Origin of the sequence: Sphingomicrobium astaxanthinifaciens (genome assembly GCF_022865105.1) — a bacterium.
GTDB lineage: Bacteria > Pseudomonadota > Alphaproteobacteria > Sphingomonadales > Sphingomonadaceae > Sphingomicrobium > Sphingomicrobium astaxanthinifaciens.
This window is the reverse complement of the sequence record NZ_JAKNYM010000002.1, coordinates 1,347,738-1,372,334: the sequence shown is the minus strand read 5'-3', so window position 1 is coordinate 1,372,334 and position 24,597 is coordinate 1,347,738. Positions and strand designations below refer to the sequence as shown.

Here is a 24,597-nt window from a genome sequence, read left to right as displayed (position 1 = left end):
GCCGCCCTCACCTTCCGGTGGCAAGGGGCGATGCGTGCTGCTATCGGCATCCCCCATGACGACCTACCAGAGCAGCCTCCTCGACCTCCTGTCGAGCCGCGACTATATCCACCAGGCCACCGACCGCGAGGGGCTCGACGCGCTGGCCGCGCGCGAGGTGGTCACCGGCTATGTCGGCTTCGATGCGACCGCGCCGTCGCTCCATGTCGGCAGCCTCGTGCAGATCATGCTCCTGCGCCGGCTCCAGCAGGCGGGCCATCGCCCGATCGTGGTGATGGGGGGCGGCACCACCAAGGTCGGCGACCCCTCGGGCAAGGACGAGAGCCGCCAGCTGCTCGACGCGGCGGGCATCGAGGCCAATATCGCGAGCATTCGCAAGGTGTTCGAGCGCTTCCTTCGCTTCGATGGCAGCGAGACCGGCGCGATCATGGTCAACAATGACGAGTGGCTGGGGAGCCTCAACTACCTCGACCTGCTGCGCGAGGTGGGGCCGCATTTCACCATCAACCGGATGCTGACCTTCGACAGCGTGAAGCTGCGGCTCGAGCGCGAGCAGCCGCTCACCTTCCTCGAGTTCAACTACATGATCCTCCAGGCCTACGACTTTCGCGAACTCCACGCGCGCTACGGCTGCCGGCTGCAGATGGGCGGTTCGGACCAGTGGGGCAATATCTGCAACGGGGTCGAACTGACGCGCCGGATGGGCGGTGCGGAGGAACTGTTCGGCGTCACCACCCCGCTCATCACCACTGCCGAGGGCAAGAAGATGGGTAAGACCGCCCAGGGCGCGGTGTGGCTCAACGCCGACCAGCTGTCGGCCTATGACTATTGGCAGTTCTGGCGTAACACCGCCGATGCCGACGTGATCAGGTTCCTCAAGCTGTTCACCGATGTCCCGCTCGAGGAAATCGAGCGGCTTTCGAACCTCAGCGGGCAGGACATCAACGAGGCCAAGATCGTGCTCGCCAACGCGACCACCGCGATGTTGCATGGCGAGACGGCGGCGAAGGACGCGGCCGAGACCGCGCGCAGGACGTTCGAGGAAGGTGCGTCCGACGCCAACCTGCCGAGCCTGTCGACGGGCGGCGAGATCGGCATCATGGCGGCGCTCACCGGGCTCGGCTTCTGCGCCTCGAACGGTGAAGCCAAGCGCAAGATCAAGGAAGGCGCGGTCAAGCTCGACGATACGGTCGTCAGCGATCCGCAGCTGCTCGTCACGGTGGCGGGCGATCCGGTGAAGCTCAGCCTCGGCAAGAAGAAGCACGGGCTGCTGACGGCCTAGCCGCCCTTCAGCAACCCCACCGCGGCGTCGCGTTCGAACAGGTAGAGGCAGGTGCGCGCCGCCTGCCCGCGCGGCCCCTCGAGCCCGCCGTCGCGGTCGAGCAGGAGCTGCGCGTCGGCCTGCGCCCCGGGCGCCAGCGCGGCGATGTCCTCGGCCTCTGCGAGCTTGAAGACATGGTCGCCCGACTGGCGCGTGCCGAGGATCTCGCCGGGACCGCGCAGCCGCAAATCCTCCTCGGCGATGCGGAAGCCGTCGTTGGTCTCGCGCATCAGCGCAAGCCGTGCGCGGCCCGTCTCCGACAGGTTGCCGCCCCGCAGCAGCAGGCAGCGCGACTTGCCCGAGCCGCGGCCGACGCGCCCGCGCAGCTGGTGCAACTGGGCCAGCCCGAAGCGCTCGGCGCCTTCGATGATCATCAGCGTGGCATTGGGCACGTCGACGCCGACCTCGATTACGGTGGTGGCGACGAGGACCGACAGCTCGCCGCGCGCGAAGCGCTCCATCACCGCGTCCTTTTCCTCGCCCTTCATGCGCCCGTGGACCAGCCCCACCCTGCCGGGGAAGCGGGCCATGAGCGCGGCGGCGCGATCCTCGGCCGCGGCGGCATCGGACTTGTCGCTCTCCTCGACCAGCGGGCAGACCCAATAGGCCTGTCCGCCTGCGTCGATATGGCGACCGAGCCCGGCAACCACGTCGCCGATCTTCTCCTCGGCGATCACGAGCGTCTCGATCGGCTGGCGCCCGGGGGGCAATTCGTCGATCCGGCTGACGTCCATCTCGCCATATTGGGTGAGCGTCAGCGTGCGCGGGATGGGGGTCGCGGTCATCGCGAGCAGGTGCGGCGGACGCTTGCCCTTTTCCGAAAGCATCAGCCGCTGCGAGACGCCGAAGCGGTGCTGCTCGTCGACCACGACAAGCCCGAGGTCGTGATAGGTGACCGCTTGCTGGAAAATCGCATGGGTGCCGACGAGGATGTGGATCGAGCCGTCGGCGAGCCCCATCAGCGTGCTCTCGCGCACCCTGCCCTTGTCGCGCCCGGTGAGGATGGCGACGCGCACCCCGATCGGCTCGGCGAGGCGGCGCAGCCCCTCGTAATGCTGGCGCGCGAGGATCTCGGTGGGCGCGAGCATCGCCGCCTGCGCGCCCGCCTCGACCGCCTCGAGCATGGCGAGCAGCGCGACCAGCGTCTTGCCCGAGCCGACATCGCCCTGGAGCAACCGCAGCATGGGGCGCTCCTGCGCCATGTCGCCGCGGATCTCGCCCACGCAGCGCGCCTGCGCGTTGGTCAGCGCGAAGGGGAGCTTGAGCCTTGCCGACAGGCTGCCGTCGCCCTCGAGCGGGCGGGTGGCGCGGCGCCGCGCCGACTGGCGCACGAGGAGCAGGGTCAGCTGGTTGGCGAAGATCTCGTCATAGGCGAGCCGGGCCCGGGCGCGCTCTTCCTTCGGGTCGCGGTGCGCGGCGGCAAGCGCGCTGCGCCAGTCGGCAAAGTCGCGCTCGGCCTTAACCGATGGCTCGATCCATTCGGGCAGCTCGGGGGCGCGTTCGAGGACCTGCCGGACGAGCTCGCGCATGCGCTTGTTGGTCAGCCCCTCGGACAGCGGATAGACGGGCTCCGACAGCGGCGGGTCCTCGTCCACCTTCTCGGGATGGACGATCTGCAGCTCCTCGCCATAGGCGTCGAGCTTGCCCGTGATCCGCACCGGCTCGCCGAGGGGAAACTGCTTCTTGGCCCAGCCCGGATTGTTGAAGAAGGTCAGCCCGACCATGTTGCCCTGCCGGTCGGCGGCGAAGATGCGCAGCGGCGCGCGCCCCCTGCCCTCGCGCAGGTCCATCGGCGTCAGCGTGATGACGATCCGCCGCCCGACGAGGTCGTGACCGAGCCGGTCGGTCGCGACCCGTTCGAGGGTACCGCTGGGCAGGTGGAAGGCGAGATCGACGGAGCGTTCGAGTTTCAGCCGCCCCAGCGCCCTGGCGATCTTGGGACCGACGCCGTCGAGCGCGATGGTCTCGGCGAACAGCGGCTGGAGGACCTCGGGACGCATCAGGCCGGACGCATCGCAAAGCAATCGCCCTGCGCCTCGAAACTGGCGATGATACCGTCGAACAGGTCGCGCACGGGGCGGCGGCGCAGCGCGCTCCGGCGGCCGACGAGGAACAGCCCGGGAAGCGCCGCGCGGTCCTCGTCGACGATGAAGGCCCGCCGGATCTCGCGCTCGGGATCGCCCATCGCCAACGGCAGCACGGACACCGCCACGCCCGAGGCGATGGCCGAGATCAGCGCGCTGTAGCTGGGATATTCCATCACCTCGTGCCCCGCGTCGTGCGCGATCGCGCGGACCCGCTCGAACGGCAACAGCCGGCCGACGGGACCGGCAAGACCGGCGATCGCGGCGGGGTCGAGCTCGTCAGGACCTTTCGGCACGCGGGCCTCGTCGGCGGCGACATAGACCCCCCAGCGCGGGGTCGGCAGCGCGCGCACGACGAGCCCCTCGTCCTCGGGCGCGATGCGGCCGCGCACCGCGATGTCGGCCTCGCCGCGCGCGATATCGACCATGCGATAGGAAGGAATGAGCTGGAGCCGAACCCCGGGCCAGGTCGCGCCAAAGGCGCGGAAGGCCGGCAGCATCTGGCGCCGGAAGTCGTCGAGGAAGGTCACCCGGATGGTCTCGTTGTCGGTCTCGGCCAGCGCGTGCGCATGGTCCTCGAGACGCTGGCGGGCGATGGCGACACGCTGTGCGAGGGGCTCGAGCTGGCGGGCATGGTCGGTCGGGAGGTAGCCCTGCGCGCTGCGCTCGAACAGCGTGAGGCCGAGGCGATCCTCGAGCGCGGCGATGCGCCGCACGACGGTGGGCTGGCTGCAGCGCGCGCGCTCGGCGGCGCGACCGGTCGTCCCCTCGCGCATCAGCGCAATGAAGATCGCCAGGTCGTCCTGCAATGCGCCCCCCTATTCATTCGTGAATAACCTGTTTCGACCATTTCTATTGGCGCGGTCAAGCGCTTCGCGGACATTCCCCCAGCGAGCGTGATAACGCAAAGTTAACAAGGGATAGATCGATGATCGTGAAATTTCTCAGTGCCGCCGCCGCGACGGCGATGATCGCTTCACTGGCGCAGGCCACGCCGCCGCGCACCCAGCCCGACCCGTCGGTGCACCAAATCCGCGAGCTCACCAAGCGCTTCGAGGATGTCGCGGTCGCCGAGGCCGAGGGCTATGTGCCCGCCAGTCCGTGCGAGACCGCCGCGATGATGGGCAAGGACCCCGCGCTCGGCGCGATGGGGGTGCATTATGCGCGCCCCGACCTCCTCCAGCTGACCGCCTTCGAGCCGCGCGTCGACGGCGTGGGCACCCATACCGACTTCAACGAGCCCGCGGTGCTGGTCTACGAGCCGCAGGCCGACGGCTCGATGAAGCTGGTCGCGGTCGAGAACCTCGTATTCAAGGCGGCGTGGGATGCCGAACATGGCGGGCGGCGCCCCAATTTCCGCGGGCGGATGTACAACTACATGGCCGACGATCCCTCGACCGACCTTGACGAGGCGCACGGCTTCGCGCCGCATTACGACCTGCATGTGTGGGTCCACGAACCCAACCCCAACGGGCTGTACGCGCAGTATAATCCCAACGTGACCTGCGACCACGCACCCACCATGGGCGAGCATTAGGCACGCGTTCGGCGCGCGTCGGGCGCGGCAAGGGAGCCGGTCGCCTTCACCCCGCCGGCTCCCTAGCTTTCCGCGCCTCCAGCCCCTACATGGGCGGCAATCGACCCGCTGGCGAACGGCCAAGCGGGCTTTTGCCGTGTAGAGGATGAGCCATGGACGAGCGTCGCCGCGCCCTGAAATACCGCAGTCACCACCGCGGAACGCGCGAGGCCGACATGATGATCGGCGGCTTTTTCGACGCGCACCAGGAGGGCATGAGCGAGGCCGACATGGACTGGTTCGAGGCGCTGCTGATGGAGCAGGACGTCGACATCATGGCGTGGGCGATCGGCACCCTGCCCGCGCCGGCGCGTTACCACGGTCCGATGCTCGAAAAGCTCCAGAAACTCGATTTCATCCGGATCGCGCGTTGAGCGAGACCGTCCCCGCCATCCTCGCGGCGTCGGCGCCGCTCACGCTTGCCAGCGCGCCGACCGGCTACCTGCCATGGCTGGCAGGCGACCTTACGCGCGGGGCCGCCGCCCGCGGCGGGCGCGCGTGGGTCATTGCCGCCGACGAAGCGGCGCTGCGGGCGATTGCCGATACCGCGCCGATCTTCGCCCCCGAGGTCGAGGTCATCCAGCTGCCGGCGTGGGACTGCCTGCCCTACGACCGCGCCAGCCCCGCGCTCAAGGTGATGGCCGACCGCATGGGCGCGCTCGCCCGTATCGCGCGAGCGCCCAAGGCGCCGCAGCTCGTCGTCACCACCGCCACCGCGGTCGCCCAGCGGATGCTCTGCCCCGACCGCATCAAGGGGTTGGTGCGGCGCCTCAGCGAGGGCAGCGAGATCGAGCGCGACACGCTGGTGAAGCTGCTCCAGGCCAACGGCTACGCCCGCGTCGACGCGGTGCATGACGCGGGCGAGTTCGCCGTGCGCGGCGCGATCGTCGACCTCTTCCCCGCGGGGTTCGCCTCGGGCGTGCGGCTCGACTTCTTCGGCGACGAGATCGAGACCATGCGCGCCTTCGATCCGACCGACCAGCGTTCGACCGGGCGGGTCGAGCGCTTCACGCTCATGCCCGCCTCCGAAGCGCTGCTCGACGAGGACAGCATCAAGCGCTTCCGCTCGCGCTATCGCGAGCTGTTCGGCGCCACCGCGACGGGCGACCCGCTCTACGAGGCGGTCAGCGACGGCCGCCGCCTCGCCGGCATGGAGCATTGGTTGCCGCTGTTCGAGGAGACGCTGGCGACGCTCGAGGACTATGTCGGCGATAATGATATCGTGGTGCGCGATGCTAATGCCGACGCCGCGCTCGGCTCGCGGCTCGAGGCGGTGGAGGACTATTTCCAGAACCGCCGCCGCGTCGAGGCGCAGGAAGCGGGCAGCTATCGCCCGCTTCAACCCTCGGCGCTCTATCTCACCGACGAAGAGTGGGCCGAGGAAAAGCAGGCGCTCCCCGTCCACCTCGCCACCCCCTTCCCCGCCCCGTCGAGCGACGACGTGATCGACGTCGGGGTGGGCGGGCCGCGCGACTTCGCGCCCGAACGCGCGCAGAACGCCAATGTCTACGAGGCCGTCGCCGACCATATCGCCAAGCTGTCCAAGGGCGGGCGCACCGTGGTTCTGGCGAGCTATTCCGAGGGCGCGCGCGAGCGCCTCGACGGCCTGCTCAAGGATCATGGCGTCGAGTCCCGGCGAATGGCAGCGAGCTGGCAGGAAGCGCTAGGTGGCAAGGCGCCCGCGCTCATGGTGCTGCCGCTCGACCATGGCTTCACCACCGACAAGGTCGCGGTGCTGTCCGAACAGGACATGCTCGGCGACCGCCTCGTTCGCCGCAAGAAGCGCAGGAAGTCCGCCGACGCCTTCATGGCCGAACTGTCGGCGATGACCCCGGGCGACCTCGTCGTCCACGACGAACATGGTATCGCCCGCTACAAGGGCCTCGTCACCATCGAGGTCGGCGGCTCGCCCCACGACTGCGTCGCGCTCGAATATGCGGGCGAGGACAAGCTCTACGTCCCGGTCGAGAATATCGACGTCCTGTCGCGCTACGGCAGCGGCGAGGAAGGCGTGAGCCTCGATCGCCTCGGCGGCGAGGCGTGGCAACGGCGCAAGGCCAAGATGAAGGAGCGGATCCGCGAGATCGCGGGCAAGCTCATCAAGGTCGCCGCCGAGCGCGCGCTGCGCGAGGGCCAGCCCGCGCCGGTCGACAGCGCCTATCCGCAGTTCGTCGACCGCTTCCCCTATGAGGAAACCGACGACCAGGAGGCCGCGATCGCCGATGTCCTCGCCGACCTCGAGAGCGGTCGGCCGATGGACCGGCTGGTGTGCGGCGATGTCGGCTTCGGCAAGACCGAGGTCGCGCTGCGCGCCGCATTCGTCGCGGCGATGGCGGGCTACCAGGTCGCGGTGGTAGCGCCGACCACCATCCTCGCGCGCCAGCATTACCAGAATTTCTGCGAGCGCTTCCAGGGCTTCCCGGTCGAGATCGGGCGCTTGTCGCGGCTCGTCACCCCGGCCGAGGCGAAGGCGACCAAGGAGGGGCTGGAGAAGGGCAGCATCGACATCGTCATCGGCACACATGCGCTGCTGGGCAAGAGCGTCAAGTTCAAGAAGCTCGGGCTGGTGATCGTCGACGAGGAGCAGCATTTCGGCGTCGCGCACAAGGAGCGGCTGAAGGCGCTCAAGTCCGATGTCCACGTCCTCACGCTGACCGCCACCCCGATCCCGCGCACGCTGCAGATGGCGATGACCGGGCTGCGCGACCTCTCGGTCATCCAGACCCCCCCGGTCGACCGCCTCGCGGTGCGCACCTATGTCATGCCGCACGACCCGGTGGTGGTGCGCGAGGCGCTGCTGCGCGAACATTATCGCGGCGGGCAGAGTTTCTATGTCGCCCCGCGGATCGCCGACCTGCCCGCGATCGAGGAATATCTGCGCGAGGAAGTGCCCGAGGTGAAATATCTCGTCGCGCACGGGCAGATGAGCCCGACCGAGGTCGAGGAACGGATGAGCGCCTTCTACGACCGCAAGTATGACGTGCTCCTGTCGACCACGATCGTCGAGAGCGGGCTCGATATCCCGAGCGCGAACACGCTGGTGGTGCACCGCGCCGACCGCTTCGGGCTGGCGCAGCTCTACCAGCTGCGCGGGCGGGTCGGGCGCTCGAAGACGCGCGCCTACGCTTATCTGACGACCCCCGAGCCGCATCTCGTGTCGGACAGCGCGGCCAAGCGGCTGCAGGTGCTCGCCAACCTCGACAACCTTGGCGCGGGCTTCCAGCTCGCCAGCCACGACCTCGACCAGCGCGGCGCGGGCAACCTGCTCGGCGACGAGCAGTCGGGGCACATCAAGGAGGTCGGCTTCGAGCTCTACCAGTCGATGCTCGAGGAGGCGATCGTGCAGCTGCGCGCCGATGGCGGGGGCGAGGTGGCGGGCGATGCGCTCAACCCGCAGATCAACGTGGCCGCGCCGATCCTCATCCCCGACGATTATGTCGCCGACCTCGATCTGCGGATGGGGCTCTACCGCCGCCTCGGCGATCTGGAGAGCCGCGCCGACATCGACGCCTTCGCCGCCGAGCTGATCGATCGCTTCGGCAAGCTGCCGCAGGAGACGCAGAACCTGCTCGAGGTGATCGAGATCAAGGTCAACTGCCGCAAGGCGCGGATCGCCAAGCTCGACGCCGGCGCCAAGGGCGCGGTGGTGCAGTTCGCCAAGGACGGCTTTGCCGACGTGCCGGGGCTGATCGGCTATGTCGAGCGGCTGAAGGGGCGCGCCCGGCTGCGCCCCGACGGCAAGCTCGTCGTGTCGGGCAACTGGCCGGGCGAGCATGACCGGATCAACGGCGCGCTGCAGCTCTCGCGCGGGCTCGCCAAGGTGGCGCGCGCGGCGGAGCGGAAGGCGGCGAAGACGAAGGAGGCCGAGCCCGCCTAGTGGCGCTGGCGCGGCCGGTTGGCGAAGGCGACGAAGCGCCCGAGCGCATCCTCGTCGAGCGGGCCCGAGCCGAGGAATCCCTGGTAGAGATCGGCGCCCCATTCGGTGAGCAGGTCGAGCTGGGCGGCATTCTCGACGCCCTCGACGACGGTGCGCATGCCCAGCTCCTGCGCCATCTTGAGCAGCGCGCGCACGACGATCCGGTCCTTGTCGCCGCCGACGATGTCGGCGATCAGCCCGCGGTCGATCTTCAAGGTGTCGATCGGCAGGCTGGTGAGGTAGGCGAGGCTCGAATAGCCGGTGCCGAAATCGTCGACCGCGATGCGGATCCCCAGCGCGCGCAGCCGCGCGAGCCGCCGCGCCGCCTCGGGATGTTCGGTGACATGGCCGTTCTCGACCAGTTCGAGCGTGAGCCGCTCGGGCGCGAACCCGCTGTCGCGCAGCATCTCGATGAAGCTGTCGGGAAAATCGCGGTCGAGCAGTTCGTCGGGCAGCAGGTTGAGCGACAGCCCGACCTGCCCGAGCGGGCCGCTCCAGCGCGCCGCCTTCTCGAGCGCGTCATATTGGATCGAGCGCGACAGCGGCCCCTCGAGCTGCGCCGCGCGGGCGCGCTGGAACAGCGCATCGGCGCCGGTCCCGGTGGGCTCCCAGCGCGCGAGCGCCTCGGCGGCGACGACGCGCCCCGAATGCAGGTCGATCATCGGCTGGTAATGGATCGAGATGGCGCGCTCGGTCAGCGCCTCGAAAAGGTCGGGGTCCTGCTCGTGCACGGGCAGGTCGCTCATCATCGGATCGGAACGGTGCAACATGACCCCCTCTCCAGCCGGCTTTAACCATCGCCGCAACGGGGCATTGGCCCCCTGCCCCTCAATGAGACAGTAGCCTAAACCCCCCACCTCTTCTATGCCTTGGGCAAGACCCACGCAAATGAGGGATTCCTGTCGATGAGCGAGCACCCCCGGATCGGCCTGGCCGTGTCGCGTCGCGCCAGCGCGGCGGCGGCGGGCGAGACGTTGCGGCGGCGATTCGATTTCGTCCCGCTCGCCGAAGCGGACACGGTGCTCGCGCTCGGGGGCGACGGCTTCATGCTGCGCACGCTCCACCAGATGCTCGAGGGCGAGATCCCCGCGCGCCCGGTATTCGGGATGAACCGCGGCACCCACGGCTTCCTGATGAACGAGTGGCGCGAGAACGACCTCGCGGCGCGGATCGCGGCGGCCAAGCCGATCGACATTCTGCCGCTGATGATGGCGGCGCGCACGCTCGAGGGGCAGGTCATCACCCGCCCCGCGATCAACGAGATCAGCCTCCTGCGCGAGACCGGGCGCACCGCCAAGATCGCGATCGAGGTCGCGGGGCGCCCGGCGATCGACGAACTGGTGTGCGACGGGGTGATGGTGGCGACCCCGGCGGGCTCGACCGCCTACAACCTGTCGGCGGGCGGGCCGATCCTGCCCCTGTCGGCGAACATGCTCGCGCTCACCCCGATCAGCCCGTTCCGCCCACGCCGCTGGCCCGGAGCGATCCTGCCCGAGGACACGGCGGTGACCTTTCGGGTGATCGATCCCGAGGATCGACCGGTCTCGGCGGTGGCCGACCAATTCGAGGTGCGCGACGTCACCGAGGTGACGGTGTCGCTCGACCGCAAGCGGCCGATGACGCTCCTGTTCGACCCCGACCACGCGCTCGATGAGCGCATCGCGCTGGAGCAGTTCGAAACCGGCTAAAAGGGGGTTGCATCACCGGGCGGCTGCGCTATACGCGCCGTCACTGCCTTCGGGCTGCTCCCCGATAGCTCAGCGGTAGAGCATTCGACTGTTAATCGAACGGCCGTTGGTTCGAATCCAACTCGGGGAGCCATTTTTCCTGCTACGGCAACCGCTTGGGGCGTGATCTTCGGATCGCGCCCCAAGGCGTTTCAGGGCCCGGCGAAGGCGGGCTCGGGGGGACGCGAGCGCCTCCCGCCCCCCTACTGCCGCCCCGCGACGGTCCCGCCTAGCCCTCGAGGCTCGCCATCAGGCTGGCGTTGCCGCCCGCCGCGGTGGTGTCGACGCAGGTCACGCGTTCGGTCGCGAACCGCTCGACATAGTGCGGGCCGCCCGCCTTGGGGCCGGTGCCGCTCAGCCCCTCGCCGCCAAAGGGCTGCGATTCCACCACCGCGCCGATCTGGTTGCGGTTGACGTAGAGGTTGCCGACGCGCGCGTGCTTCTCGACATAGCGGCGGTTGAGGTCGATCCGGCTCTGGAGCCCGAGCGTGAGCCCGTAGCCGGTCGAGTTGATCGCCTCGACCACCTTGTCGAGTTCGCCCGCCTTCCAGCGGATGATGTGCAGGATGGGGCCGAAATTCTCGCCCTGGAGCTGCGAGAGATGCTCGATCTCGTAGATGCTCGGGCTGACGTAATAGCCGTAGGCGTCGAGTTCCTCGGGGATCTCGCGGCGCACGATGCACTTGGCGTGATGGTCGAGCCAGTCGAGGTGGCGGCGCAGCGCCTGGCGCGCCTGCGCGTCGATCACCGGGCCGACGTCGGTGGTGAGCAGGCGCGGGTCGCCGATCTGCTGCGCTTCGAGCGCGCCCGCGATCATCTCGATCATGCCGTCGGCGACATCGTCCTGGATGTAGAGCACGCGCAGCGCCGAGCAGCGCTGCCCCGCCGACTGGAAGGAGGATGCGACGACGTCGCGGGTGACCTGTTCGGGCAGCGCGCTGCTATCGACGATCATCGCATTCTGCCCGCCCGTCTCGGCGATCAGCGGGACGATCGGCCCGTCCTGCCGGTCGGCGATGGTGCGGTTGATGATCCGCGCGGTCTCGGTCGAGCCGGTGAAGGCGACCCCCGCGGTGAGCGGATGCGCGACCAGCGCGGCCCCCACCTTGCCGTCGCCCGGCATGAACTGGGCGATGGCGCGCGGGATCCCCGCCTGGTGCATCAGGTCGATGGCGAAATCGGCGATCAGCGGGGTCTGTTCGGCAGGTTTGGCCATTACCGCATTGCCCGCAGCGAGCGCGGCGGCGACCGGGCCGGTGAAGATGGCGAGCGGGAAATTCCACGGGCTGATGCAGGTCCACACCCCGCGCCCGTGCAGCCGCAGTTCGTTGAGTTCGCCAGTGGGCCCGGGAAGCGGGATCGGGTGGCTGAACTTCTGGCGCGCCTCGGCGGCGTAATAGCGCAGGAAATCGACCGCCTCGCGCACCTCGAGGATGGCATCGGGCAGCGTCTTGCCAGCTTCGCGGATGCACAGGCTGAAGAAGGTCTCGGCATGCTGCTCGAACAGGTCGGCGGTGCGGTCGAGCAGGTCGGCGCGCTTCTCGCCGCCGAGCTGGTCCCACGCCGGCTGCGCGGCGGCGGCCTCGTGCATCGCGCGGTCGATCGCGCCCTCGGTCGCCTCGTGGACGATGCCGATCTCGATGCGATCGTCGTGCGGGCTGGTGATGCGGCGCACCGGGTGCTCGTCCTTCGAGCGTTCGGTCGGGATCGCCTCGTAGCTTTGCGCGCTGAGCTGGTCGAGCCGCTCCATCAGCGGTTCGCGCACCAGCGGGTCGGACAGGTCGACTCCCGCGCTGTTCTTGCGCCCGAGCCCGAAGATCTGGTCGGGCAGCGGGATCGCCGGATTGCGCTTGGGCTCGAGGCTGTCCATCAGCGCGACGGGGTCGCGCACGAGATCCTCTACGCTGACGCGCTCGTCGGCGATGCGGTTGACGAACGAGGAGTTGGCGCCGTTCTCGAGGAGGCGGCGGACGAGATAGGCGAGCAGTTCCTTGTGGCTGCCGACGGGGGCGTAGATGCGCACCGGGCTATGCTCTTCGCCGAGCCCGTCCTCGAGCGCGTGCAGCTCGGTATAGAGCTCATCGCCCATCCCGTGGAGCCGCTGGAATTCGAACCCCGGCTTGCCCGGGCGCGGGCCCGCGAGCGCCTTGATCGCGGCGATGGTGTTGGCGTTGTGGGTGGCGAAGGCGGGGAAGATCGTGCCCGGCGCCGAGAGCAGCTTGCGCGCGCAGGCGAGGTAGGAGACGTCGGTGCCCAGCTTGCGGGTGAAGACCGGATAGTCCTCGAGCCCGGCGACCTGCGCGGCCTTGATCTCGGTGTCCCAATAGGCGCCCTTGACGAGCCGCACGAACAGCTTGCGGCGATAGGTCTGCGCCAGCCGGATCGCCCAGTCGCACACGTGCAGCCCGCGTTTCTGATAGGCCTGGATCGCCATCCCGAAGCCCTCCCAGCCCTCGGCGAAGAGGCGGTCGTCGGCAGCGATCGCCTCGATGATGTCGAGGCTGAGTTCGAGCCGGTCGGCTTCTTCGGCGTCGACCGTGAGATGGACGTTGGCGGCGGCCGCCTTGCGCGCGAGGTCGGCAAGCACCGGCACGATCGCGGCCTTCGCCTCCTCGGCGTGGCTCCATTCGTAGCGCGGATGCAGCGCGGAAAGCTTGACCGAGATGCCGGGCGCGCCGTGGAAGCTGGCCGCCCTGCCCTCGGCGCCGAGGCGGTCGATCGCCTCGCCATAGGCACGGGCGTAGCGCGCGGCGTCGGCGTGGGTCATGGCCGCTTCGCCGAGCATGTCGAAGCTGTGGCTCAACCCGCGCTGGATCTCGGGCCGGGCGCGGCGCAGCGCCTCCTCGATGGTGCGCCCGAAGACGAACTGCTTGCCGAGGATCTTCATCGCCTGCCCGACCGCGGTGCGGATTACGGGTTCGCCGAGGCGGCCCACCGCGCGGCCGAGCGCGGCGCGCCAGTTGCGCGCATCGTCATTGGCTTCCTCGAGCACCTTGCCCGTCATCAGCAGCGAGAAGGTCGCGGCGTTGACGAAGGTCGAGCGCGACTGCCCCAGCTTCTCGGCCCAGTCGGGACCGGCCAGCTTGTCGTGGATGAGGTCGTCGATGGTCTCGGCGTCGGGGATGCGCAGCAGCGCCTCGGCGAGGCACATCAGCGCGATGCCCTCGTCCGAGCCGAGGTCATAGGCTTGCATGAAGGCGTCGATGCCCTGCGCCTTGTGCTCGCGCATCGCGCGGATCAGCGTCGCGGCGGTGGCCTCGGCCTCGTCGGCCTGCGCCGGGCTCAGGCGGGCCTGTTCGATCCGCTCCGAGACAATGGCATTTTCCTCGGCGCGATAGGCAGCACGCAGAGCGGAGCGGTCGATGGCGTTCATAAAGGTCCTTAGGAAAGCGCCCCGTGACAATGCTTGTACTTGCGGCCCGAGCCGCAGGGGCATGGCGAATTGCGGCTCGCGGGAGGGGTGAATTCGCCCTCCGGCTTGGCGTCCATCACCGCCTGCGGCGCCGCGGGCCGCGGGCTCTGGCGCGGCGGCAGGCTCGACATGATGGCGCCGGTGGCAGCATCGACGTCGGCGCTATTGTCGTCGCCCGACAACGGGTCGAAATGGCTGGTGATGAAGTCGGGAACGTGCGGCACCGGGGGCGGCGTGACCGGCGGCTCGACCGCGATGCGCGCGCGCATGATGGTCTTGGTGACCTCTTCGCGCAGCGTGACCATCAGCCGTTCGAACAGGAAGAAGGCTTCCTTCTTATATTCGTCGATCGGCTTCTTTTGCGCATAGGAGCGCAGGTGCACCACCTGGCGCAGCGCATCGAGCGTGGCCAGATGCTCCTTCCAGTGCGTGTCGAGCGAGGAAATGAGGATCTGCTTCTCGGCCTGCGTCCAGCGCTCGGGATCGACGTCCTTGAGCTTTTCGGCCATGGCGGCGTCGGCGATCTGCCCGATCCGCTCGATCCACAATTCCTGGTCGACGGTGTCTTCCTCGACCCACTGCTCGAGCGGCAGGTCGAGCCCCATGATCTCCTCGAAGCTCGCCTTCATCTCGGCGATGTCCCACTGTTCGGGGAAGGAGCCGAGCGGGGCGTGATGGGTGACGAGCCCGGCGATGGTGTCGTGGCGCATGTCCTCGACGACGTCGCCGACGGTCTCGGCGTCCATCACGTCGGCGCGCATCTCGTAGATGACCTTGCGCTGGTCGTTCATCACGTCGTCGAACTCGACGACCTGCTTGCGCACGTCATAGTTGCGCGCCTCGACCTTCTTCTGCGCGGTCTCGATCGCCTTGGAGATCCACGGGTGGGTGATCGCCTCGCCGTCCTGGAGGTTCTTGTTCATCAGCCGCGCGAAGGCAGCCTGCGGGCCGAAGATGCGCAGCAGGTCGTCATCGAGGCTGAGGTAGAAGCGGCTCATGCCCGGATCGCCCTGCCGCCCGGCGCGCCCGCGCAGCTGGTTGTCGATGCGGCGGCTCTCGTGGCGCTCGGTGGCGAGGATGAACAGCCCGCCGAGCTCCTTCACCTTCTGCCGCTCGGCCTCGACCTCGGCCTTGATCTTCTCGATCGCGGCGTCCCTTTCGGGGCCCTCCTCCATTCCCGACAATTCGTCCTCGATGCGGAAATCGACATTGCCGCCGAGCTGGATGTCGGTGCCGCGGCCGGCCATGTTGGTGGCCACGGTGACGGCGCCGATGCGCCCCGCCTGCGCGACGATATGCGCTTCCTTCTCGTGGAAGCGGGCGTTGAGGACGCTGTGCTCGATCCCCTCCTTGGTGAGGAACTCGCTGAGCATTTCCGACTTCTCGATCGAGACGGTGCCGACGAGGACGGGCTGCCCCTTTTCCTGCCGCGCCTTGATCTCCTTCGCGATCGCCGCGAACTTGTCGGTCATGTTCTTGTAGAACTCGTCCTCCTCGTCGATCCGCTGCACCGGCAGGTTGGTCGGGATGGTGACCACGTCCATGCCGTAGATGTCGTGGAATTCGGGCGCTTCGGTCGCGGCGGTGCCGGTCATCCCCGCAAGCTTGGGATACATGCGGAAATAGTTCTGGAAGGTGATCGAGGCGAGCGTCTGGTTCTCGGGCTTGATCGGCACGCCTTCCTTGGCCTCGACCGCCTGGTGGAGCCCGTCGGACCAGCGGCGCCCGTCCATCATGCGCCCGGTGAACTCGTCGATGATGACGACCTCGTCGTCCTTCACGACATAGTCGGTGTCGCGCTTGAACAGCACGTTGGCCTTGAGCGCCTGGTTGACGTGGTGGACGACCTGCGTGTTGGCGACGTCGTAGAGGTTGGTGCCCTCGATCAGCTCGGCCTGTTCGAGAAGCCGCTCCATCTTCTCGGTGCCGTCCTCGGTGAGGACGACGCTGCGCAGCTTCTCGTCCTGCTCGTAGTCGTCCTCGACCAGCGTTTTCACGATGGCATCGATCTTGAGGTAGAGGTCGGACTTGTCGTCGGTGGGCCCCGAGATGATGAGCGGGGTGCGCGCCTCGTCGATGAGGATCGAATCGACCTCGTCGACGATGGCGAAGTTGAAGGGCCGCTGCACCATCTGGGCGCGGCTCATCTTCATGTTGTCGCGCAGATAGTCGAACCCGAGCTCGTTGTTGGTCGCGTAGGTGATGTCGGCCTTGTAGGCGTTGCGCCGGTCCTGCTCCATCATGTTGGGGACGATGACCCCGACCGAGAGACCGAGGAACTGGTGCAGCTGCCCCATCCACTCGGCATCGCGCTTGGCCAGATAGTCGTTGACGGTGACGACATGGACGCCCTTGCCCGGCAGCGCGTTGAGATAGGCCGCGAGCGTGGAGACGAGCGTCTTGCCCTCGCCCGTGCGCATCTCGGCGATCTCGCCGCGATGCAGCGCGATGCCGCCGATCATCTGCACGTCATAATGGCGCTGGCCGAGCGTGCGCTTGGCCGCCTCGCGCACCACCGCGAAGGCCTCGGGCAGCAGGTCGTCGAGGCTCTCGCCCGCGGCGTGACGGTCGCGGAACTGCTGTGTCATGCCCTGCAGCTCCTCGTCGCTCATCGCCTCAAAGGTGGACTCGTGGCCGTTGATGACGTCGACAATCTTGCGAAGCTTGGCGACATAACGGTCGTTGGACGAGCCGAAGAGCGATTTGGCGAGGCCGGCGAACATGAAAATTCCCTACGAAATTTGGGGCTGGGACAGGTGGGCGCAATGCCCCGCCCGATAAAGAAAACGGTCGGATCGCGATGTAGGAGCGACCCGACCGTTCGTCAACGAAAGCGAGGCGGCGCTAGAGCGCGCCTTCGACCCACTGCTGGATCTGCCCCTTGGGCGCGGCTCCGACCTTCTGCGCGACCGCCTCGCCGTTCTTGAACAGGAGCATGGTGGGGATGCCGCGCACGCCATATTTGCCCGGCGTCTCAGGATTTTCGTCGATGTTGATCTTGGCGATGGTCAGCCGGTCGCCGAGTTCCTCGCTGATCTCCTCGAGCGCCGGGGCGATCATGCGGCACGGCCCGCACCATTCGGCCCAAAAGTCGACCAGCACGGGCTGGTCGGCGTTGAGCACGTCGGCTTCGAAACTCTGGTCGGTGACAGCTTTGGTGGCCATTCGCGCCTTCTCCTCAATGCAACTTGACGGCCCATATGGAGCAGCGCGGGCGCTACCTCAAGGGCGAAGGCCTCAGGGCAGAACGAGCAGCCGCGGCCCCGCGGTATAGAGCAGCGCGCTCTCGATCCGCCGCCCCGGGAAGATGACTTCGAGCGCGGCGACATAGGCGGCCATCTGGCGGCGGTAGGCCTCGGGCACGGCGGCCGCATCCTCGGGCACGCGGCGTCCCGTCTTGAAATCGACGACGAGGACGCGATCGGGCTCGACCAGCAGCCGGTCGACGGTGCCCGCGATCACCCGCCCATCGGGCAGCGTGGCGGCGAGCGGCGCCTCGGCAAGCGCATTGTCGCCGAACAGCGCCGCATGCTCGGGTGCCTCGATCACCCCGAGCGCGGCGGTGGCGAGCGCCTCGGCCTCGGCGGCGGCGACCCCGTGGCTGGTCGTCAGCCAGCGCTGCGCGGTGGCGGCGCGCGCCTCGGCGGGCACCCCGGGGAGCCGTTCGAGCAGCGCATGGATGAGGATGCCGCGGCGCGCCGCATCGCGCTGGTCGGGGGTGGCCGGGGGAAAGGCGATATCCTCGACGCCCTCGATCGCCGAGGGGCTGAGCGGGCGCGGCGGGCGCGCCTCGGCGGGCGCCGGGCGGCGGGCCCATTCGGGCAGCTCGCACTGGCGCCCCGCGCCCGGCAGTGCCCGCGCGGGGCGGGGCCGCGGGCGCCCGGTAAAGTAGACCAGCCCGTCGGTGCGTGCCCAGTCGCGCTCGAGCGGGGCGCTGTCGAGGGTGGCGAGCGCGCGCGCCACCGCGACGTGCCAGCACGCCTCGGGCAGCGGCTCGAGCCCCTCCCCCTTGCGCCGCTTGCGCGGGCGCGGGCCGGCGATGATCAGCCGCTCCTCGGCGCGGGTCAGCGCGACGTAGAGCAACCGCCAATGCTCCTCGCGCTCGCGCGCCTCGAGTGCCTCGAGCGCAGCGGCGAAGGGCGGGCCGCGCTCGTCCTTGCGGGGCTGCAGCAGCGGCATCTCGCCAAGATCGTCGAGCGGCAGCGTGACGGTCGGGCGCGTGCCGCCGCGCGCGGGGTCCCAGGTCGCATCGGCGAGGATGACGACGGGCGCCTCGAGCCCCTTGGCGCCATGCACGGTCATGACCCGGACCTCGGCGCCCTTGCCCCCCGCCTCGCGCTTGACCTCGCTGTCGTCGGCCTCGATGCGGGCGAGGAAATGGTCGAGCGACCCACTGTCGTTGCGCTCGAAGTCGAGCGCGGCGTTGAGCAGCTCCTCGATCGGGTCGCGCGCGTCATGGCCGAGCCGCGCCATGAGCTTGCGGCGCCCGTCCATCGGCCCCGACAGGATCGCCTCGAGAAACGCCCCGGGGCCGGTGAAATCGGCCATCGCGAGGAGCTCGTCGAGCACCGCGCGCGCGGCCTTGGCGGGGGCGTCCTCGCGGCGTCGCAGGCTGTCCCACAGCCGCGGGGTGTCGCGCTCGATCGCCAGCGCCTCGAGCTGCTCCTGGCTCCAGCCCACGAGCGGGCCAACGAGTAGGCAGGCAAGGCTGAGGTCATCGCCCGGCTGCGCGGCGAAGCGCATCGCCGCGAGCAGGTCCTGCACCGCCAGCGGGCGCGAGAGGAAGAGGCGGTCGACCCCCGCCACCGGTACCCCGGCCGCGAACAGCCGGGCGACGATCAGCGAGGCCAGTTCGGAACGGCGACGCAGCAGGATCAGGATGTCGCCGGGCGCGGTGCCCGTGTCGACCAGCGCCTTCACTTCCTCGGCGAGCGTGCGCGCATAATGGCGGTCGCGCAGGTCGAGCCAGTTTTCCTCGCCCGCGTCCTGCTCGCCCGCGCCCGACCCGGCGCCCGCCTCCTCGTCGAAATCGAAGGCGGGCCAGAGCTCCACGCTGCCGAAATGCTCGGCCCGATGCGGGGCGACGGCGTGGCGCGGGGGCGCGGCGGGCAGCCCCATCGCCTCGGGGCCGACCGTCTCGATGACCCGGTCGACGAGCGCGAGCACCGCGGGGGCGGAGCGGAAGCTGGTCGACACCGACAGGTCCTCGAAGCGACGCGGGCGCTCGTCGCGCGCGGCCGCCTGCGCGCCTTCGGCGAGCCGGCGGTAGCGGTCGCGCGAGGCGATGAACTGCTCGGGCTCCGAGCCCTGGAAGCTGTAGATCGCCTGCTTGAAATCGCCGACCATGAAGAGGGTGCGGAAGCGCTCCTCGGTCTCGGCATTGCCGTGGAAGAACTCCTCGACCATCGCGTCGATGATGCGCCATTGCGCGGGGTTGGTGTCCTGCGCCTCGTCGATCAGCACATGGTCGATCCGGGCATCGAGCTTGAAGCGGATCCAGTCGCCGATCCCGGGTTGGTCGAGGAGCTCGAGGGTCCACTCGATGAGGTCGGTGAAATCGGCCAGCCCGCGCGCCTGCTTGACCTGCCCGTAGCGCGCGGCGAAGCGGGCGCCGGCCCGCAGCGCGGCGGCGAGCGCGGCAAGATAGCCGAGCCGGTCGGGCAGCCGCACCAGCGGGAGCCACCAGTCGGCGAAGTCCTGCGCCAGCTGCGCATAGTCGGGGTCCGCCGCTTCCTGCTTGGCGTAGACCTTGCAGACCTCGCCGTCCGCCTTGACGATATTGGCCCCCAGCCCGGCCAGCAGCTCGACCCGTTGCGCGGGCGCGGCGGCGCGAAAGGCCGACAGGTTGGCGACGATACTCGTCGCCTTCTTGCCCGATCCCCAGGCGCGATTGGCGGCGATGAGCCGCTCGAACAGGCGGTCGTCGATGGTCGCGAGCGCGGTGCCGAGGATCGCGGCGGCATCGCCCTCGCGCGGCAACCCCGACAGCTCGCGCAGCCACGGCTCGATCGCGCCCTTCTCCGACAATCGCGCAAAGCCCCGCGGATAGGCCGCGCAGCTCTTGAGAAAGGCGGTCGCGCCATCCTGCCCGAGCCGTAGGCTGAGCGCCTCGAGGTCGGCGAGAAAACGCTTATCGCCGGGCAGCGCCGCGGCCGCGGCCTCGCTCGCGAGGTCGGCGAGCACCTCGGTCACGAGGCGATCGGCGGCACGCTCGTCGATCGCCTCGAACCCCGGCGCGATCCCGGCCTCCGCGGGGAAGCTGGCGAGGAGCGATTGCGAGAAGGCGTGGATCGTCTGGATGCGCAGCCCGCCCGGGGTGTCGAGCAGCCGCGCGAACAGCTGGCGCGCCCGCTTGATGGTGTCGGGGTCGGTGCGCTCGCCGAGGTTGGCGAGGTCGGCGCGCAGGTGCTGCTCGTCCATCCGCACCCAGCGGGCGAGCCGCGCGCCGATGCGGTTGGCCATCTCGGCGGCGGCGGCCTTGGTGAAGGTGAGACCGAGGATCGCGCCAGGCGAGACCCCGCGCAGGAGCAGCCGCAGCACGCGACTCGTCAGCACCATCGTCTTGCCCGTGCCCGCCGAGGCCGACAGCGCGGCATGGACGGTCGGGTCGGAGGCGTTGGCCTGCGCGCCGCCGAGCCGCGGCAGGGGATCGAGCGGGCTCATGCCACGCCTCGGCGCAAGAAGCGCTTTGCAACGCCGCCGCGGCTGCCTAAGGAGCGCGCATGACCGACAAGAAGACCAGCAAAGCGACGCCGGCGCCCAGCGCCGCGTCGACCTCGTCGAACCGGAAGGCCTACAAGACCGCGGGCGTCGCGGTCGGGGTGGGGTCGGCGGCGATCGTTGCCGCCCTGCTCTACGCCAACCGGCGCAAGAAGGCGAAGGCGCCCAAGGCGGACTGAGCGATCAGGCTTCACGGCCATACCATTCCTCCAGTCGCATCAGCTGGTCGTAGTCGCCATAGGGCGCGAAGGCGGGGTTGAGCTTGGCGACGAAGGGTTGCTCGCCGAAGAGATAGTCGCGCGCGAGCTGCTGCAGCCGCGCGTCGACCGCCGCGAGATACGCCTCGATCCCGTCCTGCCCGACCGCCATGCGCTGGCCGAAGCGACCGTTCACCTTGCCCAGCTTCCAATATTCGAGCGCGACCGGGCGATGTTTCTCGCCGCCGAACCCGCCCTCGCGCGCGAGCAACCCGAGCAGCCCCAGCTGGAGCGCGAACTCGGCGTCGACCGCCTTGCGGTCGGGGGACGTGCCGGTCTTGTAGTCGACGATCGCGATCCCGCCGTCGGCACAGCGGTCGAGCCGGTCGGCGATGCCGTGGAGGGTGATGCCATGGAGCGGCGCCCGGCCCTCGATCTCGACCGCGCGCGGCACGCGGCCGGCAGCCTTGTCGGCGGCCATCGCGCCGAGGATGAAGTCGAGCCCCTCGCGCAGCCGCGGCCCCCACAGCGCGCGCAGCATCGGGTGGATGTCGGCGCTGCCGAGCAACGCCTCGAGCCGCGGTTCGAGCGCCGCGGGATCGGCGTCGTCGCGCTCGACCCAGCGTTCGAGCAGTTCGTGCACGCGGTTGCCCTGCCAGGCGGCAAGGCGCGGGTTCTCGAGCGGTTCGAGCGCGCGCAGCCCGAGGATGCGCCGGGCGTAGAAGGCATAGGGATCGGCGCGCAATTGCTCGATCGCGGTGACGGGCAGCGTGCGCGGGCGCGCGACGACGGGCGGGGCCGGGCGCGGTTGCGGCGCGGGGCGGACCGCGGCGGGGCGATCGAGCGCGCCGGCGAGCTGCTCCAGCTCGGCATCGCGCGGCAGACCGCCGCTCAGCGCCTCGAGCCGGAGCCAGAAACGCGACGCGATGGTCGGCGAGCGCGCGTCGCGCAGCGCGCGGGTCAGGAGCACATCGGGGGCGCCCAGCGCGCTCATGAAATCGTGCGCGGCAAGCCCGATGCGGCTGTCGAGCCCGGGCAGCCCGAGCAGCCGGCGCAGCCGCGGCGCGAGCCAGGGGTCAGTGCCGCTGTCGGCGGGCCAGCTGCCCTCGTTGAGCCCGCCGAGGATCATCAGCTCGCTCTGCAGCAGCCGGGCCTCTAGGAGCCCGAGGAGCTGGATACGCGGATGCCCGCCATAGGGGCGGCGCACGCTGCGCCCGCCCATCAGGCTGCGCCATAGCGCCTGGCGCTCCCCGGCGGGGACGGCGAACTCGGCGGCGGCGGGCGAGGTCTCGAGCGTCTCGATGAGGCTCGACAGCTCGCGCCCCGCCGCGCCGGTCCACACCCGCTCGCCGGCCAGCGCCTCGAGCGCACCGTGCAGCGCACGCGCGAGCTCGGCGAGCGATGTCGTGGGCGCGAGCAGCGTGGCGGCGGTCTCGAGGGGGCCGCGCAGCGCGGCGAAGGCCTCGCGGTCGGCGTCGTGCTTGAGCCGCCGCGCGAGCCCGTCGAGCCCGGGGCCGGGGCGCGCCCCGCGCAGCGCCCGGTCGAGCCGACGAACGCGACGCAACCAGTCGCCGCGCTCGCCCCCCGCGCCACCGACCAGCGGGTGCTTGGCCAGCGCGAGCGTGGCGATCGGCCCCCAGTCCTCCTCGATCGCGCCGAGGAGGCGCAGGAGCAGCGTGGCGGGCGGGGTCTGGTCGAGCGGTTCGCCCGCGCTGTCGTCGACGGCGATGCCCCAGCGGGCGAGGATCGCGCCGACCCGGCGCGCCAGCGCGCGATCGGGGGTGACGAGCGCGGCGGTCTTGCCCGGCTCCTCGAGCGCGCGGCGCAGCGCCAGCGCGATCCCCGCCGCCTCCGCGGCCGGGTCGGGGAAGGTGGCGGCGCGCACCTTGTCGCCGAAGCGACGGTCGAGCGGCGCGAGCCCCTGCCACTTGTCGGTGTAGCGGGCCGCGGCCATCGCATGGGCGATGGCGCGGCTGCGCTCTGGGGGCGCGGCGGGATCGCCGCGCCGGTGCCAGTCGCGCACCTCGCCGCGGCCGACCCCCATGCGGTCGAGCAGCAGACGGAGGTGATATTGCGGGTGGGAGAGCATCGTCCCCGAGGGCCGCGCCGCCGCCGCGTCCGCCCCGGCCCCGGCCCCGGCGCCGCGCTCCTCGGCCAGCGCGTCCCATTCGGGGGCGGGCATCTCGCGCTCGCGCGCCAGCGCGGGCAGCACGACCATCCCCGCGGGCAGCCGCGCGATGGTACCGAGCAGGCGCGCGACCGCGGGCGCGGTGGTGGTGATGCCGGCGGCCACGGTAAAGCCGTCGGGCGGGGTCTCGCGCCAGCGCGCGGCGAGCCGGTCGAGGAGCCGGTTGCGGCGGGTCGCGAGATCGATCGCGCCGCGCTCGGCCAGCAGCTCGGGCCAGGCGCCGAACACCAGCCCCAGCTTGTCGTAGAGATGCTGCCAGTGGGCCTGCAGCTCGCGCGCCTCGGGGGCCAGCGCGCGCAGGTCCTCGGGGCTCTTCTCCTCGATCGTTAGCTGGTCGAGCGCGCGCGCGAGGTCGCGCGCCTCGCGCAGCGCCGAGACCGCGCTGGCGCGCGCCTCGCTGCCCCGCAGCAGCCCGGCGAGGACGAGCAGCCGCTCGTCGGGGGCTATCGCGGGCGGCAGCGGCTCGGCATCGATCGGGTCGAGCGCGAGCCCGAGACGCTCGCCCAGCTCGGGATCGCCGATCGGCACCAGTCGCGGCAGCAGGCACCACTCCCCGGCGGCGCGCACGAAGGCATCGCGCAGCGAGCGCGCGGCGCGATTGGTCGGCACGAGGATGCGCCCGCGCGCCAGCTGCATCGGGTCGCGGCCATGCTTGTCGAGCAGCCCGACCACGAGGGCATCGACGAAGCTGCGGTGCGGCGGGATCGAATAGACCGTCGGGCGCGCCCCCGCGCTCGCCTCACTCATCGCGCAGGATCGCCTCGGTCGCGGGGATGGCGGGCGGGGTGCCGACATCGAACCACAGCCCCTGGTGGACCGCGCCGTAGAGCCGCCCCTCGGCGATCGCGCGGTCCCACAGGATGTTGGTCGAGAACTTGCCCGCGGGCGGGTCCCGCAGCAGCCGCTTGGACACCAGCTGGATGCCGGTGAAGACATAGGGCGCGACCTTGTTGGGCAGCCGTCGCCGGAGCCGGCCATGGCGGTCGAGATGGAAGTCGCCGCGGCCGCGATGGTGGAAGGCGCGCGCATGCGGCACGAGGAGCAGCAGCGCGTCCATCCGCGCGCCGTCCCACTGGCTGGCGAGCAGCCGCAGCGTGTCGCTCGGCCCGTCGACCCAGAAATTGTCGCTGTTGCACGACAGGAAGGGATCGCCCTCGATCAGCGGCAGCGCCTTGACCAGCCCGCCGCCGGTCTCGAGCAGCGCCTCGCGCTCGTCGGAGATGGCGATCTCGAGCCCCTCGCGCGCGGCGAGGTGCGCCTCGATCGCGTCGGGCAGGTAATGGACGTTGACCACCACCTTCTCGACTCCGGCCTGTTCGAGCCGGTCGAGCACATGATCGATCATCGGTTGCCCCGCGAGCTCGATCATCGGCTTGGGGCGGGTCGCAGTGAGCGGGCGCATGCGCTTGCCGAGCCCGGCGGCCATGACCATCGCGGTGCGCGGCACCGCGGCGGC

Annotated in this window: 15 protein-coding genes and 1 tRNA gene; 7 read left to right on the top strand and 9 right to left on the bottom strand. The window is 70.1% G+C overall.

The window, feature by feature from the left end; all coding sequences use genetic code 11:
* Positions 1-55: 55 nt before the first annotated feature.
* Positions 56-1,282 carry a tyrosine--tRNA ligase gene (tyrS, locus tag L8951_RS10910; protein ID WP_244383083.1) on the top strand — a complete coding sequence of 409 codons (1,227 nt, stop codon included), beginning with the start codon at positions 56-58 and terminating at the stop codon, positions 1,280-1,282.
* Here tyrS and recG read toward each other — a convergent pair.
* Together recG and L8951_RS10900 are read right to left on the bottom strand one after the other, a co-directional pair.
* Positions 1,279-3,321 carry an ATP-dependent DNA helicase RecG gene (recG, locus tag L8951_RS10905; protein WP_244383082.1) on the bottom strand — a complete coding sequence of 681 codons (2,043 nt, stop codon included), beginning with the start codon at positions 3,319-3,321 and terminating at the stop codon, positions 1,279-1,281. The two genes, tyrS and recG, sit on opposite strands and share 4 nt — an antisense overlap.
* Positions 3,321-4,214, bottom strand: coding sequence for a LysR family transcriptional regulator (locus L8951_RS10900; RefSeq protein ID WP_244383081.1), 894 nt, complete (start codon positions 4,212-4,214; stop codon positions 3,321-3,323). The genes recG and L8951_RS10900 overlap by 1 nt, the downstream gene beginning before the upstream one ends.
* A 119-nt stretch (positions 4,215-4,333) precedes the next feature.
* Between L8951_RS10900 and L8951_RS10895 the strand changes: the two genes are divergently transcribed.
* The 3 genes from L8951_RS10895 (at position 4,334) to mfd (ending at position 8,858) form a co-directional block, all read left to right on the top strand.
* Entirely contained in the window at positions 4,334-4,942 is a 609-nt protein-coding gene (locus L8951_RS10895) for a hypothetical protein (RefSeq protein WP_244383080.1), read from the top strand.
* Positions 4,943-5,094: 152 nt separating this feature from the next.
* The gene (locus L8951_RS10890) at positions 5,095-5,355 is read left to right on the top strand and encodes an FAD assembly factor SdhE (RefSeq protein WP_244383079.1); all 261 of its coding nucleotides are present in this window, start codon (positions 5,095-5,097) and stop codon (positions 5,353-5,355) included.
* Positions 5,352-8,858: a transcription-repair coupling factor gene (gene mfd, locus L8951_RS10885; protein ID WP_244383078.1), complete on the top strand. Its 3,507-nt coding sequence runs from the start codon at positions 5,352-5,354 to the stop codon at positions 8,856-8,858. Before L8951_RS10890 ends, mfd begins: the two co-directional genes overlap by 4 nt.
* On the opposite strand, the gene L8951_RS10880 is transcribed toward mfd, so the two are convergent.
* Positions 8,855-9,667 (bottom strand): EAL domain-containing protein, encoded by an 813-nt coding sequence (locus tag L8951_RS10880; protein ID WP_244383077.1) that lies wholly within the window; start codon positions 9,665-9,667, stop codon positions 8,855-8,857. The genes mfd and L8951_RS10880 overlap by 4 nt on opposite strands.
* Positions 9,668-9,802: 135 nt before the next feature.
* Here L8951_RS10880 and L8951_RS10875 point away from each other — a divergent pair, with 135 nt between their 5' ends.
* Both L8951_RS10875 and L8951_RS10870 read left to right on the top strand, forming a co-directional pair.
* Positions 9,803-10,585: an NAD kinase gene (locus L8951_RS10875; protein WP_244383076.1), complete on the top strand. Its 783-nt coding sequence runs from the start codon at positions 9,803-9,805 to the stop codon at positions 10,583-10,585.
* A 58-nt stretch (positions 10,586-10,643) separates the two neighbouring features.
* A tRNA-Asn gene (locus tag L8951_RS10870) sits at positions 10,644-10,718 on the top strand.
* A gap of 135 nt (positions 10,719-10,853) precedes the next feature.
* Here the strand turns inward: L8951_RS10870 and putA are convergent.
* The 4 genes from putA to addA all read right to left on the bottom strand — a co-directional run bounded on the left by putA (position 10,854) and on the right by addA (position 20,699).
* Positions 10,854-13,997 carry a bifunctional proline dehydrogenase/L-glutamate gamma-semialdehyde dehydrogenase PutA gene (putA, locus tag L8951_RS10865; RefSeq protein ID WP_244383075.1) on the bottom strand — a complete coding sequence of 1,048 codons (3,144 nt, stop codon included), beginning with the start codon at positions 13,995-13,997 and terminating at the stop codon, positions 10,854-10,856.
* Positions 13,998-14,005: 8 nt separating this feature from the next.
* Positions 14,006-16,759 carry a preprotein translocase subunit SecA gene (gene secA, locus L8951_RS10860; protein WP_244383074.1) on the bottom strand — a complete coding sequence of 918 codons (2,754 nt, stop codon included), beginning with the start codon at positions 16,757-16,759 and terminating at the stop codon, positions 14,006-14,008.
* A 121-nt stretch (positions 16,760-16,880) separates the two neighbouring features.
* Entirely contained in the window at positions 16,881-17,201 is a 321-nt protein-coding gene (trxA, locus tag L8951_RS10855; RefSeq protein WP_244383073.1) for a thioredoxin TrxA, read from the bottom strand.
* Positions 17,202-17,273: 72 nt separating this feature from the next.
* Positions 17,274-20,699, bottom strand: coding sequence for a double-strand break repair helicase AddA (addA, locus tag L8951_RS10850; protein ID WP_244383072.1), 3,426 nt, complete (start codon positions 20,697-20,699; stop codon positions 17,274-17,276).
* Between the two features lie 59 nt (positions 20,700-20,758).
* Between addA and L8951_RS10845 the strand changes: the two genes are divergently transcribed.
* Entirely contained in the window at positions 20,759-20,935 is a 177-nt protein-coding gene (locus L8951_RS10845; protein WP_244383071.1) for a hypothetical protein, read from the top strand.
* A 4-nt stretch (positions 20,936-20,939) separates the two neighbouring features.
* Here L8951_RS10845 and addB read toward each other — a convergent pair whose 3' ends face one another.
* Positions 20,940-23,888: a double-strand break repair protein AddB gene (gene addB, locus L8951_RS10840; protein ID WP_244383070.1), complete on the bottom strand. Its 2,949-nt coding sequence runs from the start codon at positions 23,886-23,888 to the stop codon at positions 20,940-20,942.
* Complete coding sequence (locus tag L8951_RS10835; protein WP_244383243.1) at positions 23,881-24,573, bottom strand: nucleotidyltransferase family protein; 693 nt, start codon at positions 24,571-24,573, stop codon at positions 23,881-23,883. Before L8951_RS10835 ends, addB begins: the two co-directional genes overlap by 8 nt.
* Positions 24,574-24,597 lie beyond the last annotated feature (24 nt).

Coding starts and splice junctions, on each gene's coding strand:
- putA (WP_244383075.1), bottom strand. CDS start 13,997: ATGAACGCCATCGACCGCTCCGCTCTGCGTGCTGCCTATCGCGCCGAG.
- tyrS (WP_244383083.1), top strand. CDS start 56: ATGACGACCTACCAGAGCAGCCTCCTCGACCTCCTGTCGAGCCGCGAC.
- L8951_RS10875 (WP_244383076.1), top strand. CDS start 9,803: ATGAGCGAGCACCCCCGGATCGGCCTGGCCGTGTCGCGTCGCGCCAGC.
- L8951_RS10835 (WP_244383243.1), bottom strand. CDS start 24,573: ATGGTCATGGCCGCCGGGCTCGGCAAGCGCATGCGCCCGCTCACTGCG.
- L8951_RS10845 (WP_244383071.1), top strand. CDS start 20,759: ATGACCGACAAGAAGACCAGCAAAGCGACGCCGGCGCCCAGCGCCGCG.
- recG (WP_244383082.1), bottom strand. CDS start 3,321: ATGCGTCCCGAGGTCCTCCAGCCGCTGTTCGCCGAGACCATCGCGCTC.
- L8951_RS10880 (WP_244383077.1), bottom strand. CDS start 9,667: ATGTTGCACCGTTCCGATCCGATGATGAGCGACCTGCCCGTGCACGAG.
- L8951_RS10890 (WP_244383079.1), top strand. CDS start 5,095: ATGGACGAGCGTCGCCGCGCCCTGAAATACCGCAGTCACCACCGCGGA.
- secA (WP_244383074.1), bottom strand. CDS start 16,759: ATGTTCGCCGGCCTCGCCAAATCGCTCTTCGGCTCGTCCAACGACCGT.
- addA (WP_244383072.1), bottom strand. CDS start 20,699: ATGAGCCCGCTCGATCCCCTGCCGCGGCTCGGCGGCGCGCAGGCCAAC.
- addB (WP_244383070.1), bottom strand. CDS start 23,888: ATGAGTGAGGCGAGCGCGGGGGCGCGCCCGACGGTCTATTCGATCCCG.
- L8951_RS10895 (WP_244383080.1), top strand. CDS start 4,334: ATGATCGTGAAATTTCTCAGTGCCGCCGCCGCGACGGCGATGATCGCT.
- trxA (WP_244383073.1), bottom strand. CDS start 17,201: ATGGCCACCAAAGCTGTCACCGACCAGAGTTTCGAAGCCGACGTGCTC.